Here is a 15,661-nt window from a genome sequence, read left to right on the forward strand (position 1 = left end):
CGCATTACAAGTCGCGCGGATTCAAATATCCGCAACTGTAGTACTAGGGGAGAGATCGGGTGCCGGCGTCAGGCGGTCCGCCCGGCTCGCGCGTCGCCCGGATCCGTGCGTTGCTCGCCGCCGGAACGAGGCTGCTCCCGTCGAAGCCTGCACCCTCGCCCCGTCCAAATCGAGCGCTGTCGTCGTGATCACCCCGCCTTGCGCAAGACGCCGCTGCGCTCGGGAAACGCCGTCGCGAGCGATTCGCGGGTCGCGGCGACCACGCCGCGCTCGGTGATCAGCCCGGTGACCAGCCGCGCCGGCGTCACGTCGAACCCGTAGTTCGCCGCGCCGACGCCGTCGGGAGCGATCCGCACCGTCTCGATGCGCCCGTCGGCGGTCTTGCCCCACATCGTGGTGACCTCCTCGGCGCCGCGCTCCTCGATCGGGATCTCCTTCACCCCGTCGCTCACCGCGAAATCGAGCGTGGGGGAGGGGAGCGCCACATAGAACGGCACGCCGTTGTCGTGCGCCGCCAGTGCCTTGAGATAGGTGCCGATCTTGTTGCAGACGTCGCCCTGGGCGGTGACCCGATCGGTGCCGACGATCGCGATGTCGACCTCGCCGTGCTGCATCAGATGGCCGCCGGTGTTGTCGGCGATCAGCGTGCAGGGCACACCGTGATGCGACAGCTCCCAGGCGGTGAGCGAGGCGCCCTGGTTGCGCGGGCGGGTCTCGTCGACCCACACATGGAGCGGGATGCCGGCGTCGTGCGCCATGTAGATCGGCGCGGTGGCGGTGCCCCAGTCGACAGTGGCGAGCCAGCCGGCATTGCAGTGGGTGAGGACGTTCACCGGCTCGCCGCCCTTGCGGGCCGCGATCGCCTCGATCAGCGCCATGCCGTGCCGGCCGATCGCGGCGCAGATTTCCACGTCCTCCTCGGCGATCTCTCCGGCCCGGGCAAAAGCGGCGTCGGCGCGGCGCTCGGGGGGCAGGTCGCGGATCGCCGTGCTCACCGTGTCGAGCGCCCAGCGCAGATTGATCGCGGTCGGCCGGGTGGCGGCGAGCGTTTCGCAGGCGCGGGCGAGGCCGATGTCGGAGGGGGCTGCGCGCAGGGCCAGCGCCAGGCCGTAGGCGGCGGTGACGCCGATCAGCGGGGCGCCGCGCACCAGCATGGCGCGGATCGCGTGCGCCGCCTCCTCGAGCGTTTCCAGCCGGACCGTCTCGAACCGGTGCGGCAGCTTGGTCTGGTCGATGATGCCGACTGCGCGGCCGTCGGGCTCGCGCCAGATCGTGCGGGTGGGCGTGCCGTCGACTTTCATTCGGTGCGTCCCGGGAAAGATTTTGCGATACGACCCAGGGTCATACGGCGATGCCGGCGGGTTGGGAAGGCGGTTGCGGCGGAAAGCCGCCGGCCGAGACGAGGCGGGGCCGCGGAGACGGGCCGGGCAGGCGGACCGAAACGGCAGGACGGGACCGAGTGGTGGGGCCGAGCGGGGGGGCCCGACTGGCGGGGCCGAGTGGAGGGCCGAGCGGGGGGCCGAGCGGCGGGGACGCTGGGCCGCGGTGACCACCGGACGCTTGTCGCGCATGCCGCCGCCGAGCTGCGGCACCGAGGCGACTTCAGGCCGGTGATCTCGTCGGGGGCAATTCTCGTCGGCGGGGACGAGCGGGTGCCGCCGCTGCGGCCCTTCGGGAGCGGACGAGCCACCACCCTCGCGCGAGCCCCGATCGGCCGACGATCGGCGAAGGCGGCGGTTGCCCGGCCGCCGCCGATCCGCTATCTAGGCCGCAGGCGCCCGTAGCTCAGCTGGATAGAGCGTTGCCCTCCGAAGGCAAAGGTCACACGTTCGAATCGTGTCGGGCGCGCCACTTCGGTACAAAACTGGGAACGCCAAAACCCGCCGTTTTCCCGCCCGAGACGGCGACCAGCGTGCGCAGCAGCTCGCTTTTCGAGCCCATGATCCGAACTTCCTTCGCGTCGACCTCGACCCGCTGGGCGAACGCGCGGAGGTAGTCGCGGCGGTAGCCTCCGCTCTCGGTCCGCATGCGTTTGCGGGCCTGCCTGGCGAAGGTCGCGACCGCCGGCGGGGTGATGACAGGCCCCGCGCGGGAAGCGGCGTCCTCGGCCCGCTCCGCGTCGAGGCGGGTCTGGTCGCGGACGGCCTTGAGTTCGGCGATTCGGTCCTTCAACAGCGGGTCGGTCAGGTCGGCGATGCCGCTTTCGATCGCGTTGTAGAGTCGTTCGAGCTTCGCCTCGGCCTCGGCGGCGCACTTGCGCAGGTCGGCAATGCGGGCGGCCCGGCGTTCCGCCCGCTCCTCCCGGCGATCGAGCACCGTCGCCAGGATCGCTTCGAGGCGGGCGGGCTGCAATAGCCGGCGCTCGATGTGGTCGGCGACGAGGGTGTCGGGCTTCTCCATCGGCACGATGCGGCCCTTGCAGCCGGTCTGGCCCTGCCGCGCCTTGGTGGAGCAGGTGTAGTAGCGGTAGCGCCCGCTCTTCCCGGTCCGCAGCGTCATCGCCCCGCCGCAGGCGGCGCAAAAACAGATGCCCGTGAGCAGGGTCGGACCGCTGACGATCCGTGGCGTCGTCAGCGCCGGGCTGCGAGTCTCGAGCAGGGTCTGAACGGCCTCGAAGTCCGCCGGGTCGATGATCGGCGGTACCGCCATTTCCACGACGTCGGTCTCGGGCTTGCGCTCGCGCGTCTTCCAGAACCTGGTGTTGAACCGCTGCCGGCCGACATAGGTCTGCGGGTCAGCACCTGGTGGAACCGCCGCGATGCCCCAGCGCCCGCCGTCGCGGGTCAGGATGCCGGCGGCATTCAGGTGGTTGGTGATCGACTTCACCCCCATCGGCCCGGAGGTGCCGTCGCCCTCGCGGGCAAGGCGGAAGATCAGCCGCACGGTTTCGGCCCGGATGGGGTCGATCTCCAGGGTCTTCTTGGTCCGGTTGCCATGCTGCTCGCCGGCCTCGACGATGCGGTAGCCGATCGGCGGTCGCGACCCGTTCCAGAACCCTTGGCGCGCGTTCGCCGCCATCGCCCGCAGCGTGTGCTTGGCGTTCTCCTTGGACTGATACTCGTCGAACAGCGCCATGATCTGCCGGATCATGTTGCTCATCGGGTCGTCGCCGAGCTCCTGGGTGACGGAGATCAGCCGCACCCCGTTCTTGGCGAGGCGGCGGACGTAGAACTCGAGCTGAAACTGGTCGCGGAAGAACCGGCTGAAGCTGCGGACCACGATGGCGTCGAACGCCGGCGGCTTGGCGGTGGCGGCATCGATCATCCGCTGGAACTCGGGCCGCCGGTCGTCCGTCGCCGACATGCCGGGCTCGACGTAGTCGGCGAAGCTCTCCCAGCCGCGACCCTCGCAATGGCGCTTGGCCTGCCGGCGCTGGTCCGGGATGGACAGGTCGCTGTCGGCCTGCCGCCCGGTCGAGACTCGCAGGTAGAGGGCGACGCGAACCGGGGTGCTCATGCGATCGTCTCCAGCGGTCAATGACGGGTCGAGAACAGCTCGTCGAACAGGTCGCCGAACCAGGCCTCGAACACCTCGATCTCGGCTTCGGTGATGGGCACCTCGTCGGGCCAGTCGTCGGTCACGGTCCAGGTGCTCGGCTCGCTCGGCGCGGGTCGGCCGGGGCGACGTGCCGGCACGCGCGCATAGTCGTAAAGATCGTCCGGCGCCTCGCCGGGAACGGGGGTGTCTCGGGCCTTGGATTCGCGGGGGCGCGTCATGACGGAAGCTGGCATGGGACGCCCGCGGCGAGAATCCACAAACTCTGCGCTGTGCCACCCCGCTCCCTCCTCGCAACGGGAGCGACCACGCTCACGGAAGGCCCTGATCTCACGGCTGCCAAACGCCGGGCGGGCGGGCGGCGGTCAAGGCCGTAAGCCGGCGGCGCCGGGCGCGCGCAGCGCGAGCCTCGAGACCGTCCGTCCGGTCCGGCCGACTCGCCCGAGCTGGTCAGGACCAGCCAGGCAACCCGGCGGGGAGTCGTCGCGATAGTGCCTTGCCTCTCGGCTCCGAACATCCCGCCGCGGCAGCAACCCTCCTTACAGGTCAGACGTCTCGTTACGCGGCAGTGCCGTCGCAAGAGTTGGAAGTGCTCGGAAAAACTCGCCAAGTGGCACGCATATTATGTGGCAGTGCTGGCTCACGTCGTCGACCGACCGACCGACCGTTTCGGGCCGCGTAGTGCCGGCCCTTTTATCTTGCGATCCTTCGGTCGTGTATCTGCTGCCCGCCATTCATGCGATGAGCTTCGACCGTGCGCCGTCGCTCATTGCGGCCTGGACAGGGCTCATTCGAACCGATTTTTCCGCTGGTTTTGTGTGATCGATGTGCAGATTTCTGGCGTCGACGCGCATCGAATGTCCTCCGCCCACTTGTTGAAGTGACGTTCGGCAGCCGTCGGAAACGGCGAGACTCGCGAGCATGCGGTCGCTCGGATTCGTGCTGCCGACGACGAGCTCCCTCATCACTCTCAGTGGCGCGGACGATCGTCGCAGATGACGATCATCGTACCGGCAATGGTCATGCCGACGTCGCTTCCGAGCAGATGGGCAGTCGTCGCGCTCGCGACGGATCGGACGCGCGTATCGACGGTTTCGACAGGAACACCGGGGCCGCGCACCACGCCGAGCAGCCCGGCCTTGATCCGACCCGGCGCGAGACTACCCTTTCAAGTGATTCTCCGTGGCGGCTGCCGGCCGCCGAGCCGGATGGGGTCATGGCGAACGTCGCACCGGAAGACGACCTGTTCCCGATCGGACCGGATCCGGCGGAGGCCTGGATCGAGCGCATCTACGCCGTCTTCGACGACCCGGACCGGACCTCCGGGGGCCTCGAGGTGGCCGAGGCGGCCGTCGAGGCCTGTCCGACCGACCCGCGGGTCCTGAGGCTCGCCGCCACAGCGGCCGTACTCGACCAGCGTCCCAACCGCGCGCTCGCGTTCCTCAAGCGGGCCTCCAAGCGCTGGCTGACGACGGAAACCGATCACCTGCTGCAGGCCTTCGCGCTGTTCCAGTCGGGCAAGCGGGTCGCGGCGCGCGATCTTCTCGAACGCCACGGATTGACCGAGTGGCCCGAGGCGATCCGGGTCTTTCCCGGCGGTCGGGAGCGGTTCCGCTGGCTGGTCGACACGCTCGACGCCGTGATGGTCCGCGAGGCGCGACGCCCGGGGCGCCCTCGGGCGGCCCCGCCGACCCGCCGGCCGGCGCCCCGCGGAAAGGCGGCCCCTGCACCGAAGCCCGCATCGGCGGCCTCGCACGCGCCGGCCCGGGCGCCGAGCACGCCTGCGGCAGCGGCCGCGCCGATCGTCGTACCGCCGCTGCCGGCGATTGAGATAGACATTCCGTTCACGGTCGAGTTCGATCCGGCGCCGCTGACCGCCGCCCTGGCGCGGGCCCCCGAGACCGACGGCCGCTGGTCGCTGTTGCGCGAACAGTTCGCTCATCTCGGCCTCGCCCAAGGGTTCGACGAGCTGCTCTGCCTGCCGCATCTCGCCGGCGTCGAGCCGCTGTGGCATCAGACCGAGACGGTGCGGAAAGTGCTGAAGCAGTTCCGCGGCCGGGTGCTGCTCGCCGACGAGGTCGGGCTCGGCAAGACCATCGAGGCCGGCATGGTGCTCAAGGAATACGCCCTGCGCGGCATGGCCGAGCGGATGCTGGTGCTCACCCCGGCGTCGCTGGTCGGGCAGTGGCGCGAGGAGCTGGAGACCAAGTTCGGGCTCGCCTGCGCGACCACCTGGGATCCGCTGCTGCGCGACGATCCGGCCGCGTTCTGGCGGCAGAATCGCATCATCGCCTCGATCGCCACGGCGCGCCGGCAGGAGCACACCGACCGTCTGCTCGCCGAGCATTTCGACGTCGTGGTGGTCGACGAGGCGCATCATCTGCGCGACCGCACCAGCCGGAGCTGGAAGCTGGTCGACGGGCTGAGCAAACGGTTCCTGCTGCTCCTGTCGGCGACCCCGGTGCAGAACGACCTCGTCGAGCTGTACACGCTGCTGACCCTCCTCAAGCCCGGCATCTTCAAGACGCTGAAGGAGTTCCGCTCCGCCTACATGACCCCCGGCAAGCCGCGCCAGCCGGCCAATGCCGATCGGCTGCGCGAGCTGATGCGCGGCGCGATGATCCGCAACACGCGGGCAGTGGTCGCGCTCAAGCTGCCGCGCCGGCACGCGACGACCATCCGGGTCGATCCCTCGCCGGAGGAAGCCGCCGCCTATGCGGCGCTCGTCGACGCGGCGCGAAACCTCGCCGCCGAGGGCGGCGCCGGGCGGCACCGGTTGGCGCTGCAGCATCTGCTCGGCGCCGCCGGCTCGTCGCCGGCCGCGGCAGCCGCCGCCGTCGCCCGCACGGCGGCGCACCGGGGCGATGATCCGGTCTGGCGCTCGCTCGCGACGCGCTGGGCCGCGCTCGGCACCGGCGGCAAGGAAGCGGCGCTCATCGACCTGTTGCGGCGCAATCCGGCCGAAAAGAAGCTGGTGTTCGTCCATTCCCGCGAGACGCTCGGCCGCCTCGCCGACCTCATCGCCGAGGCCGGGATCGCCTTCGCGCAGTTCGACGGCAGCCTGAGCGGACCCGACAAGGACGCGGCGATCGCGGCATTTCGCGACGAGGCGCCGGTGCTCTTGTGCACCGAGTCGGGCGGCGAGGGCCGCAACATCCAGTTCTGCAACACCCTGGTCAACTTCGACTTGCCGTGGAACCCGATGGCGATCGAGCAGCGCATCGGCCGCGTCGACCGCATCGGCCAGAACCGGGAAGTGTTCGTCTTCAACCTCGTCACCCGCGGCACGCTGGAGGAGCAGGTGCTCGCGCTTCTCGACGAGAAGATCGCCATGTTCGAGCTGGTGGTCGGCGAGGTCGGGGCGATCCTCGGCGATCTCGACGGCGAGCAGGGTTTTTCGAACCTCGTGCTCGATGCCTGGCTCGAGACCACCGACACGGCACGCGTTGCCGCGTTCGATGCGCTCGGCGAGCGGCTCGACCAGGCGCGCCGGCAGCACGAGGATGCCAAGGCGCTCGACGAGGCGCTGTTCGGCGAGGACTTCGAGACGGGGTGAGGACAACGCGATGGGCGCGCTGCGGGATTTCGTCACCGAGGTGCTGGAGATCGAGGGGGCGGCCGTCGCCCCGATCGAGCCCGACGGGCTCGAGGTGCTCGCCCCCGATCCGGTGCGCGCCGCAATGGGCTGGCCGGAGCTGGCCCGCCTCGGCTTCGGCGTCGAGCGGCCGGCGGGCGCGATCCCGGTCGGGTTGGACGGCGACTGGCTCGACCGGTTCGGCGGTCTGCTCGGCGAGCGCGGGCGGTGGGCCGAGCGCCAGCTCGACGTGCCGCTCCCGCCCCTCGGAGACCCGGCGCGCATTCTCGACAAGGCCCTCGACCTTCCGAATGCGGTCTGGCGGTTCCACGGCGCCACCGAGGGCTTCGCGCGCTGCCTGCTGCTCGCGTTCCGCTACACCGCGGTCTCCGACGAGAAGCGCGAGGGGCTGGTGTGGCTCGCGTTCAACGAGGGAACCGGCGCCGCCATCGACGACATCGGCTCGCGCCTGCGCCATCTGCTGGCGGCCGACGCCGACTGGCAGGCGCCGACCGACGACGTCCGCCGCGCCGCCGGCCATGGCCGGGACCCGGCCGCCCTGGCGGCGCGCATCCCGCTGCTGCTCGATCGCCGGGTCCGGCAGGAGCTCGAGCCGTTCCTGCGCGCGATGCGGCGGCGGTTCGAGCGCGATCGCAGCCGCGTCCACGCCTATCACGACGACCTGCGCACCGCGTCGGTCCGCAAGCTCACGGCGCTCGCCGCCGCGACAGGCGAGAAGGCGGAAGCCGATCGCCGGCGCGAGACGCTACACATCGCGGCCGTCGCCCGCGAATACACGGCGAAGCTCGACGATCTGCGCCACAACTACGCCCTGCGGGTGACGGTCGACTGGGTGCAGGGTCTCGCGGTGTTCGCGCCGGTGCGGCACTTCGAGGTGGTGATCAAGCGCCGCAAGAACGAGAGGCGGGTGCGGCTCGACTGGCACGCGGCGGCGCGAGCCGCCGAGGTGCCGCCGTGCGACTGGGGTCCCGGCCTCGAACGCACCCGCCTCGTCTGCGACGAGGCGCTCCATCTCACCGAGCCGGCCGGCCAGGCGCCCTGTGGGGCCTGCGGCAAGCCGTGGTGCCGCGCCTGCCACCCGGCCTGTCCCCGCTGCGGCGCGCGCTGATCCCGCAGTGAAAGCGGCGACCTCAATCACCGATGCGTCGACGTTCTCAATCCCCACATGGTGATCGCTGTACGACCTCGAGCGGGGCTCTGCCACATCGTTGCCAGATCGAACCCGACGAGGTCGAACACCATCTGCATCATTGCGGAGTGCGAACAGCGGTGCACAAGGGCCCGGCGATCAGGAAGGCTGCGACGAGCCCCGCCGAGACGATCGCCACCCATCCAGCGAGCCGTCGGAGCCATAGGGAGGCCGCGCCACCCGCAACTTTGCGGTCGCGTGCCGCCCGGTTCGACGGCAGGTGCGGGAAGCTCCACAGTACGAGCGCGGAAAGGCCGACCAGCAGCATGGTCCAGCCGAGTTGACCGGTCACCGACAGCGCTGCGGTGAACCTTTCAGGGACGACACACGACGCTGCCGACGGGAGCGCCCGACGGACCGGCTCGCTGGCAAGGATATCGACAAGCCAAGTCTTCTCGCCGAGCGAGTAGTTCATGCCGAGCAGGCCGGCCGGCACGACGACCAAGAGGCCCACGCCGGCGAGCAGAGAGAGACGCTCGGCCGATCGCGCCGTCCGTTCCTGCTCCTGGTCGCGCAGGAACCCGCGCGACGTCTCGATCTCGCGCAAGACCTCGTCGAACCATGTGTCGAGCGACAACAGCTTGCGGAGCTTGGAGTAGATCTCGCTCGGCTGAACCTGATTGGAGACGCCCGTGAACCAGTAGCGGTGCACAAACGCCTGGAACTCGCGCTCGATGCCGTGGAGATCCAAGCGAAGCCGCTCGCGTGCGGATTCGTTCTCGGTGCCCGCCGTGACGTCGTAATGCTCCATCGCCTCCGACACCCAGTTCGAGAAGGCGAGCAGCATCGCGGCCTGAAACTGGGAGACCAGCACCATCTGGAAATAGTGCCGCCGCATGTGCAATTCGATCAGATCCGTGAAGTCGCCGTCTTCGGTGACACAGGCCATGTTGTAGCCGCACATGACATAACGCGTTCCCCAGGTTCGGAAGCGGTCGTAGGCGTGGCGCGCGTCGAAATCCTCCAGGAAACCCTTGCCGTATGGAAGTCCGCCGTCGTCCGCCTTGTCGCAGAAGCAGAGGCGCGCCCAGGTTCCGGCGCTCAGCCGTGCGGGGTCCGGCACGGCCAGGAACGTGGTGGTCGCCATCCGCTCGTCGGCGCCGAACCGCCACTCCGGCAACCCTGCCTCGGCCGGCTGTCGGGACGTCCCACGCAGCACGAGCGGTGAGGGCAGAAGTTCTTTCCACCACGGCAGCAGCCGCGGCACCCCGTGATCGAAGCCATTATTGAATGCCTTCAGCACCTCTTCGCGTGACGGCACTGACAGCTCCTTCGGCCCTTCGACGTGATGCCAAGCGACGGCCGACGGCACGCTGTCCGCCCAAATATCGAGTGCGAGATCATGGGGCGTTTTCCCCACCGCCGACTTTACCCAGTAGGGAATGTAGAGTCGCCGGAAGCACTCGGTCAGGTCGAGAAGATCGGCCACCGTGGCACACCGCGGTTCGGGCATTTCCCCTGACGGCTCCGTCTCGCTCCGGTCCAGGACGCACGGCTGCACACCTCCCTCTGCCGTCCGGGGCAACGATACCGTCACCGCCAGCATCGCGATTCCAGCGCGGAACAGATGCAGGTTGACGGCGTCGACGGAGAGCCTGACGTCTCGCCGACGTCGCCGACCCTTTTTACTCACACCTTGTTTGTCGTCCGGCATGGCGGCGCGCCAAGCGTCGCTCGCCTCTATCGCCTCTGCGTTCTTGAACGGTTCCACTGATTGAAGCGTGATGGTTACGGCCCTTGTCCCATGACGGCGGAAGACCTTGAGCGGCGGCGTCGGCTCACTGCGGAGATTATGGGCTTTTTCGTAAAGGAAGCGCTGGACGAAGCGGTGGAAGAAGATCATTTCCTGATAATGCTCAGCGACGATGTCGGGTGCGGGGGCGGTGCGTCCGGCGGGCGCTCCGTCCGGCAGGTTGGCCATCGAGGCCATGTCGAGCGGGTCGCAGTGTGCGACCGGATCAATCAGCATCCATCTTTCGTATTCGAGGCGACAGAGTGCATCGGCGAAGCGATCGACGAGCAAGCAGGCCGGCGTGTCGAATTCGCTCGCGGACCGCCCGCGCGCCAATGCCATCGGGAACAGCAGCGTGTGTCGGAACCGCCGCGCCTCGATCCCCGACACCGGATCGTATTCTTTCGCAATCACCTCGTTGACCGTCGCCTCCATCACCCGCTCCCGTCCCGCACGAATGTGTGGCGCCATACTACCGCTCCGACGGTTGTCAGGGAAAGTCGACCCGTGAGGCGAATCCTGGCTTCTCATCCGCTTTCCAGATAAGCCGTCGCTCCATGCCTGCTGCATCCTCGGAGGCGCCCATTGGAAATCCGATCCGCGAAACCATTGCTCGCCGCTGCAGCCACGCCCGAGGCGCTCCGGTTCTTTCTCGGCGGACACGACCTCGAAATGATCACGATCGCGGATCTGGTACGGGAGGCGCTCGGCCCTGCCGCCGTGGTCGATCGTCGTTTGGCCTGGGGCGCGCGGGCCTCGGCCTATGCGGCCGAAATCGCCGAGGCCACGGCGGCGGGCTTTTTCCCGGTGCTGGTCGAACTCGCCCTCGACCTGCCGCTGCCGGCAGGGGCGATCGTCGTCGACCATCACGGGCCGGACGGGTGCGGCCCTTCGGCGTTGGCCCAGGTTTTCGCCCTCCTCCGGCTGCCGCCGCAGCGCTGGTCGCGCCGCCTCGTCCTGGTCGACGCCAACGATGTCGGCCATGTCGCCGGCCTGCGCGCGCGCGGCGCTTCGCGGAACGAGATCGCCACCGTGCGGGCGGCGGACCGTCGCGCCCAGGGCATCACGCCGGCGCAGGAAATTCTGGGGCGCACGGCGCTCGCCACGGCGTGCCGTTGTCCCGCCCGGCGGCTGCTGGTCGTCCGGCTGCCGCACCGACGGACGGCGACGGTGACCGACCCGGTCGCCGTCGTTCCGGCTTGGGCTGACGTCGAAAACCTGCTCGTTATCATGCCGGGCGAAGTCGGCTTCTTCGGACGAGGGGCCGGCGTAGCGGCGCTCGACCGAGCTTTTCCGGGCGGCTGGAGTGGCGGCGCGCTGCCCCGGCGTGGCTTCTGGGGTCGGACGGCCAGAGCGGCCCCGCTGGATACGGCGGTGTTGCGCGTTCTCGCCCGAGCATTGCCACCACGCCGACGTTGAGGGAACGCATCGACACGGCCGTTGAATGCTTGTCGACCAGCACCTCGGCACAGCCCACAAACCACAGACCGCGAGCGCGCGGCGAAAACCGGCCCTGCCAACTCATTATCAGGTGTCGGTCGTGTCGGGATAAGGCGGCAGGTGAACGGGGGGCCTGTGCGCCTTCGCGGCATCCTTGGCTGCCTCCTTCACCTTCATGTAACCGTCGAGCGAGGCCGAATCCTCGGGCAAGGCCGATCGACCGCGGCGCAGAACCGTCTCCCGTGCCCCTTGGGGTACGAACGGATGGCGTGGATAGACGAGCCGATCCTCCAGTCCCGCCGCGACCCGCGGATCGGCGATCGCGAGCAGTTGGCGAACCATCGGCAGATCCTCGAACCCTGCTGCCGTGGCGCCGGGCTCCTTCTCGAAATATGCTTTCTTCACATGCTCCCGGAAACTCTCGACATAGGTCGTTGCCGACTTCGGCGCGCTCGCGTCGTTGGGCTCGACGACGAGGTCGAGCACTTGCGCCGCGCAGCGCCCGTAGCCCTGCGCCTTGCCGCGTCCGACTAGATGGCGATGGGGAACCGTGTGGCCGTCGAGCCCGTCCGCCGCGCCCCAGGTCAGGGCCCACAACAAAGCTCCGAGCTCGGCCGGGCGCAGGTTGTGAAAGCGGATCTCGCCGGTGAAGACGAGCGCGCCGTTCCTCGGCGGAACCAGAAACGACATGGCGGACTCGGTCGGCAGCACCGCGGCAGGATCGAGTGGGCGGCCCTTCCAGGCCTCCGTCCGGTCGTCCCAGGGGAAGCGCGCCGGATCGCTCGGTCGGACCGGGTAGCGCTTCCAGCCGGCGAGTTCCGCGTGCTCGTTCGACCAGTCGTACGCCGCGCTGGCCTTGCCGTGCTGCGCTTGCGATGGGCGCAGATAGTACGGCCAGAACGAGGCGCGCGGGCTCATGGTGGTGCCGATCTCGCGCCGGTACCTGTCATCGCCCGGAACGTGATCGAGCGCCGCCTCCGCGAAGAACACGCGGCCCTTCAGGGCACCGGCGGAAATCTTCGTCGACGAGGTCTCCGGCCTGTCGAGCTTTTCCGATGGAACCTGTCCGAACAGGGCGCGGGCGAAATCAAGACGGCCGTCCTCGCCGTGCCCCTGCTGCCAGAGCTTGTCGTTCATGCCGTGGCGGTGCGGAACCTTCACGAAGCGCGACAGGCCGAGATAAAGCTCCTGCGGGGGCTTCGACTGTCGGCGCGGGCTGCCGGACGGCTGTGCCTTCAGAGGGCCAAGGATGCGGGCGAGTTCAGCATTGCGCTGTTTGTGATCGAACTTCAGCGCGTCGCCGTGCCTGCCACCGCTGCTCTGCTCGCCCCGGCCCTTCATCGAATGGACGATGAAGACCGGAATGCCGGGCATCCGCGATCCACCGGTTCCGGCTGGAAGGCTACCCTCGCGGCACGCATCGCTCCAGAACGCCCACGCCCCCTCCTTGCGCTCGGCCCCCGGCGTCGTTGCATGGATGCGGACGAAGCGCCGCACGAGGTCGGGCGGCAGCGGGAACTTACCGGCGATATCCTCGCCGAACACGGTCGCGTAGCGCTTGGGCTTGGTGGAGTCGCGATTGGGGTCGACGCCGGTGAGGACGATCCAGCCGGGCCTGCCGTTTTTACCGGGCACCGCCCGGCTGGGTTCCTCGTAGACCTTCGCCCCGGGTTTGTCTTTGACCTCGTAAGCGATTTTGGCGCCGGGTCCGCGAGTGAGGGCCTCGTACTTCTCGTTGACGGTCCACCCTTCGAAGGTCGCCAGATCGGGCGCGTTCGGAATCAGTTGCAGAATGGCTGCGGTCTCGATCTGCCAAGCCTTGCTCACGATATGGAGCGTCCATCCGCCGTAGGTCGAATTCGTGAAGCCAGCTTCATGGTCGTCTCGCACCAGCCAGCCGAACGACATCGCCCGATCCTTGTCGGTCGGTGCGAACTGCTTCCAGTACTCGTCCTCCGAGTCGCGAACCGCGAAATGCGCGTCGCGGTCGACGATGTCCATGCGTGAGCCGGTGGCGATCTCGATCACGTTGCGCAACAGGCCGCGGATGGTCGATCCCGGGATGATCGGGCGTCCGCGGGCGTCGGTCATGAACCGGGCCAGCTTTTCGCCGGCCTTCTCCTCGCCCCTGCGCTTGCTCTTGTCTCCTTTGTCGGACCCGCCGACCAGGACCGGCGTCTCGAACGACCACGCCACCCGGAGCCGCCCGCACATCCCGTCGGGTTCGGGCCGGCCGTGGCTCGGGGCGCAGTCGCCGAAGCAGGACGGCAGCGGCGGGATCAGCGGCACGAAGGTGTAGGGCGCCACCAGCTCGACGGCGGTGCCGTCAGCACGCGCCTTCGCAGACTTGAACGCGACACGACGGTCCCCCATGTCACCCCCTCGATGCCTTCGCGACCGTGAACCAGCCGTATCCGCGCGCGGCGCCGTGTCCCAGCATCAGACCGTTCTTCAAGAGGTCCGCCTCGAGATGCGCGAAGAAGTCGTCGTCGAGCGTCTCCAACGCCGCCGACCGCGCTTCGCGCGCATCGCCGATCGCGAGATCCACCTCGAAGCGGCACCCCTCGACGGCCTCCACCGTGAACAGCGCGCCGTGCTTGCCACCGCCGGTCAGCCGGTCGATGGCGAGACTGGTGCGGCTGCGCGGTTGCCCGCGATCGACGCAGGCGAGGCGCTCGACCGTTACGAGACCGCGCCACCCCGGCACCCCGAACAGGCGCTCGACCGGCGTCAGATACTCCAGGTCGCCGGGACCGAGTATCGACCGCCGGTCGTCGAACACGCACTCCAGAAACCGGTCGTCGACCCGAATGCCCTTCTTGCGTCGGTCCGGAACGAAGGGGCAGCCGTCCCCGCGACGGAGCCGATCGATCTCCAGGAGCCACGCGGCGCGGCTGCGCAGGGCGCCGAGCAGCGAGCTCGGCCACAGCACCGGCGTGCCGTCCGCACCGGCGAGACCGCGGACATTGATGTGGACCTCGGCGCCGTCGGCGTCCTCGGCCGGCGCGGCGCTCGCCTCCGGGGCCGCCGGATCGAGGATCAGGAACGGCCCCGGCGCGTCCAGCACCAGCCGCCGGCGGGTCGCCGGTCGTGCCCGGGGCGATGTCGCCGGTCGTCGCGCCTCGATCCGCTGCTGCAGATCGCGGGCGGCGTTGCTCTTCGCCGCGTCGCCGTCGGCCGGACCGTAGCCGTCGGGTCCGAAGCAGCGCACGGCGACCGAGGTCACCGCCGCGAGGCGCAGGCGGCCGTAGCCGTGACGGGTGCCCTTGCCGATCTCGATCCCGGCGGCGAGCGGCGCCAGAACGACGGCGAGCCGATCGAGAGCCGCATCGACCGTCTCCCGCTGCGCTGCACCCTCGCCGAGGGTGCAGAGGAGCCGACCGTGCAGATCGAATCCGGCCCCCGCCGCAACGGCGCGCTGCGCGAACAGCTTGTTGTCGGCGGCCGCGCCCGTGTCGCGGTCGATGGCCGTCGCGGGACGACCAAAAGTCCCGTCGTCCGGCCGTATTCGTCCGGCGGGTGCAACGGCGTTCGTCACATCCGAGCGTGGCGGCGTACAGCAGCAGCGTTCCGGCCACGCCGGCCTGTTCGCCCGTGACGTCGATATCACCGATCGCCCCGAAGATGGCGTCCTTCACGACGTCGTTCTTGTCGACGCCCACCCAGTGGGCCCGCAAGGCGCCCTTGACGGTCGTCGCCGGGATGCAGGGACGGTTCTCGTGATCGCGGTGAAGCTCCGCGATGCTTCCCTCGCCCTCGGCGACGAGCTGCCCGGACCCGATCGCCAGCGGGGTCTCGGCGACGAGGCGAAGATCGAACTCGATTCGGTCGATCAGCATGATCACGAAACCCTGACGTCGACGTACCAGCCGCCGAAGCGTTTCGGCTCGATCGGGGTCCACACGCCGATCTCGCCGAAGCCGTTGACCCGCGCCATCGGGCAGTGCTGCCAGCGCGGCTCGGGGATGTCGCCGGCTTCGGGAAGTCCGGTGGCGACGAGTTCGGTGAGCCGCGCCTCGAACGCAGCCTTGTGATCGTCGTCGACCGAGAGGAGAAAGATCGACCCGGCGTCGGTGGCGACCCAGGGATCGTAGTGCGCACCGGAGCGGTAGCGCATCGCCTGCCACGCCCCGATCATGAGCTGACGGGCGAAGAACCGCACTAGTGGATGGAATCTAACGCTTGGTGCCCTCTCTTGACGGCTGCGATG

At 69.2% G+C, this 15,661-nt stretch carries 9 protein-coding genes, 1 tRNA gene and 1 pseudogene; 4 read left to right on the plus strand and 7 right to left on the minus strand.

What is annotated here, in order from left to right:
• Window positions 1–188: 188 nt before the first annotated feature.
• Complete coding sequence (mtnA, locus tag A33M_RS20935; RefSeq protein ID WP_008391677.1) at window positions 189–1,301, minus strand: S-methyl-5-thioribose-1-phosphate isomerase; 1,113 nt, start codon at window positions 1,299–1,301, stop codon at window positions 189–191.
• 473 nt (window positions 1,302–1,774) lie between these two features.
• Here mtnA and A33M_RS20940 point away from each other — a divergent pair.
• Window positions 1,775–1,851: transfer RNA gene (locus A33M_RS20940), tRNA-Arg, on the plus strand.
• Here the strand turns inward: A33M_RS20940 and A33M_RS23315 are convergent.
• A complete protein-coding gene (locus A33M_RS23315) occupies window positions 1,822–3,456 on the minus strand; it encodes a recombinase family protein (RefSeq protein WP_083850598.1) in 1,635 nt (544 codons plus the stop codon). The two genes, A33M_RS20940 and A33M_RS23315, sit on opposite strands and share 30 nt — an antisense overlap.
• A 1,255-nt stretch (window positions 3,457–4,711) precedes the next feature.
• Here A33M_RS23315 and A33M_RS20960 point away from each other — a divergent pair.
• Both A33M_RS20960 and A33M_RS20965 read left to right on the plus strand, forming a co-directional pair.
• The gene (locus A33M_RS20960) at window positions 4,712–7,051 is read left to right on the plus strand and encodes a DEAD/DEAH box helicase (RefSeq protein ID WP_008391680.1); all 2,340 of its coding nucleotides are present in this window, start codon (window positions 4,712–4,714) and stop codon (window positions 7,049–7,051) included.
• A gap of 10 nt (window positions 7,052–7,061) precedes the next feature.
• Window positions 7,062–8,198, plus strand: a complete 1,137-nt coding sequence (locus A33M_RS20965; RefSeq protein ID WP_008391681.1) for a hypothetical protein — start codon at window positions 7,062–7,064, stop codon at window positions 8,196–8,198.
• Window positions 8,199–8,337: 139 nt separating this feature from the next.
• On the opposite strand, the gene A33M_RS20970 is transcribed toward A33M_RS20965, so the two are convergent.
• Window positions 8,338–10,446: a hypothetical protein gene (locus A33M_RS20970; RefSeq protein WP_040622349.1), complete on the minus strand. Its 2,109-nt coding sequence runs from the start codon at window positions 10,444–10,446 to the stop codon at window positions 8,338–8,340.
• A 150-nt stretch (window positions 10,447–10,596) separates the two neighbouring features.
• Here A33M_RS20970 and A33M_RS22625 point away from each other — a divergent pair, with 150 nt between their 5' ends.
• The gene (locus A33M_RS22625; RefSeq protein ID WP_157223606.1) at window positions 10,597–11,430 is read left to right on the plus strand and encodes a hypothetical protein; all 834 of its coding nucleotides are present in this window, start codon (window positions 10,597–10,599) and stop codon (window positions 11,428–11,430) included.
• A gap of 108 nt (window positions 11,431–11,538) precedes the next feature.
• Here the strand turns inward: A33M_RS22625 and A33M_RS20980 are convergent, their stop codons facing one another.
• The 4 genes and pseudogenes from A33M_RS20980 to A33M_RS20990 form a co-directional block, all read right to left on the minus strand.
• Entirely contained in the window at window positions 11,539–13,824 is a 2,286-nt protein-coding gene (locus A33M_RS20980; RefSeq protein WP_008391683.1) for a TIGR03986 family type III CRISPR-associated RAMP protein, read from the minus strand.
• A 1-nt stretch (window position 13,825) separates the two neighbouring features.
• The gene (locus tag A33M_RS20985) at window positions 13,826–14,989 is read right to left on the minus strand and encodes an RAMP superfamily CRISPR-associated protein (RefSeq protein ID WP_008391689.1); all 1,164 of its coding nucleotides are present in this window, start codon (window positions 14,987–14,989) and stop codon (window positions 13,826–13,828) included.
• An 88-nt stretch (window positions 14,990–15,077) separates the two neighbouring features.
• Window positions 15,078–15,290: pseudogene (locus A33M_RS25430) on the minus strand (RAMP superfamily CRISPR-associated protein); the annotation flags it as partial.
• A 2-nt stretch (window positions 15,291–15,292) separates the two neighbouring features.
• Window positions 15,293–15,661: hypothetical protein (locus A33M_RS20990; RefSeq protein ID WP_237718437.1), on the minus strand; the 369-nt coding region annotated here is incomplete at its 5' end.

The organism is Rhodovulum sp. PH10, assembly GCF_000293785.1.
GTDB lineage: Bacteria > Pseudomonadota > Alphaproteobacteria > Rhizobiales > Xanthobacteraceae > Rhodoplanes.

What these genes read in the sequence shown, in the direction of transcription:
- A33M_RS20960 (WP_008391680.1), top strand. Translation starts at nt 4,712, where the DNA reads ATGGCGAACGTCGCACCGGAAGACGACCTGTTCCCGATCGGACCGGAT.
- A33M_RS20970 (WP_040622349.1), bottom strand. Translation starts at nt 10,446, where the DNA reads ATGGAGGCGACGGTCAACGAGGTGATTGCGAAAGAATACGATCCGGTG.
- A33M_RS20965 (WP_008391681.1), top strand. Translation starts at nt 7,062, where the DNA reads ATGGGCGCGCTGCGGGATTTCGTCACCGAGGTGCTGGAGATCGAGGGG.
- A33M_RS23315 (WP_083850598.1), bottom strand. Translation starts at nt 3,456, where the DNA reads ATGAGCACCCCGGTTCGCGTCGCCCTCTACCTGCGAGTCTCGACCGGG.
- mtnA (WP_008391677.1), bottom strand. Translation starts at nt 1,301, where the DNA reads ATGAAAGTCGACGGCACGCCCACCCGCACGATCTGGCGCGAGCCCGAC.
- A33M_RS20980 (WP_008391683.1), bottom strand. Translation starts at nt 13,824, where the DNA reads ATGGGGGACCGTCGTGTCGCGTTCAAGTCTGCGAAGGCGCGTGCTGAC.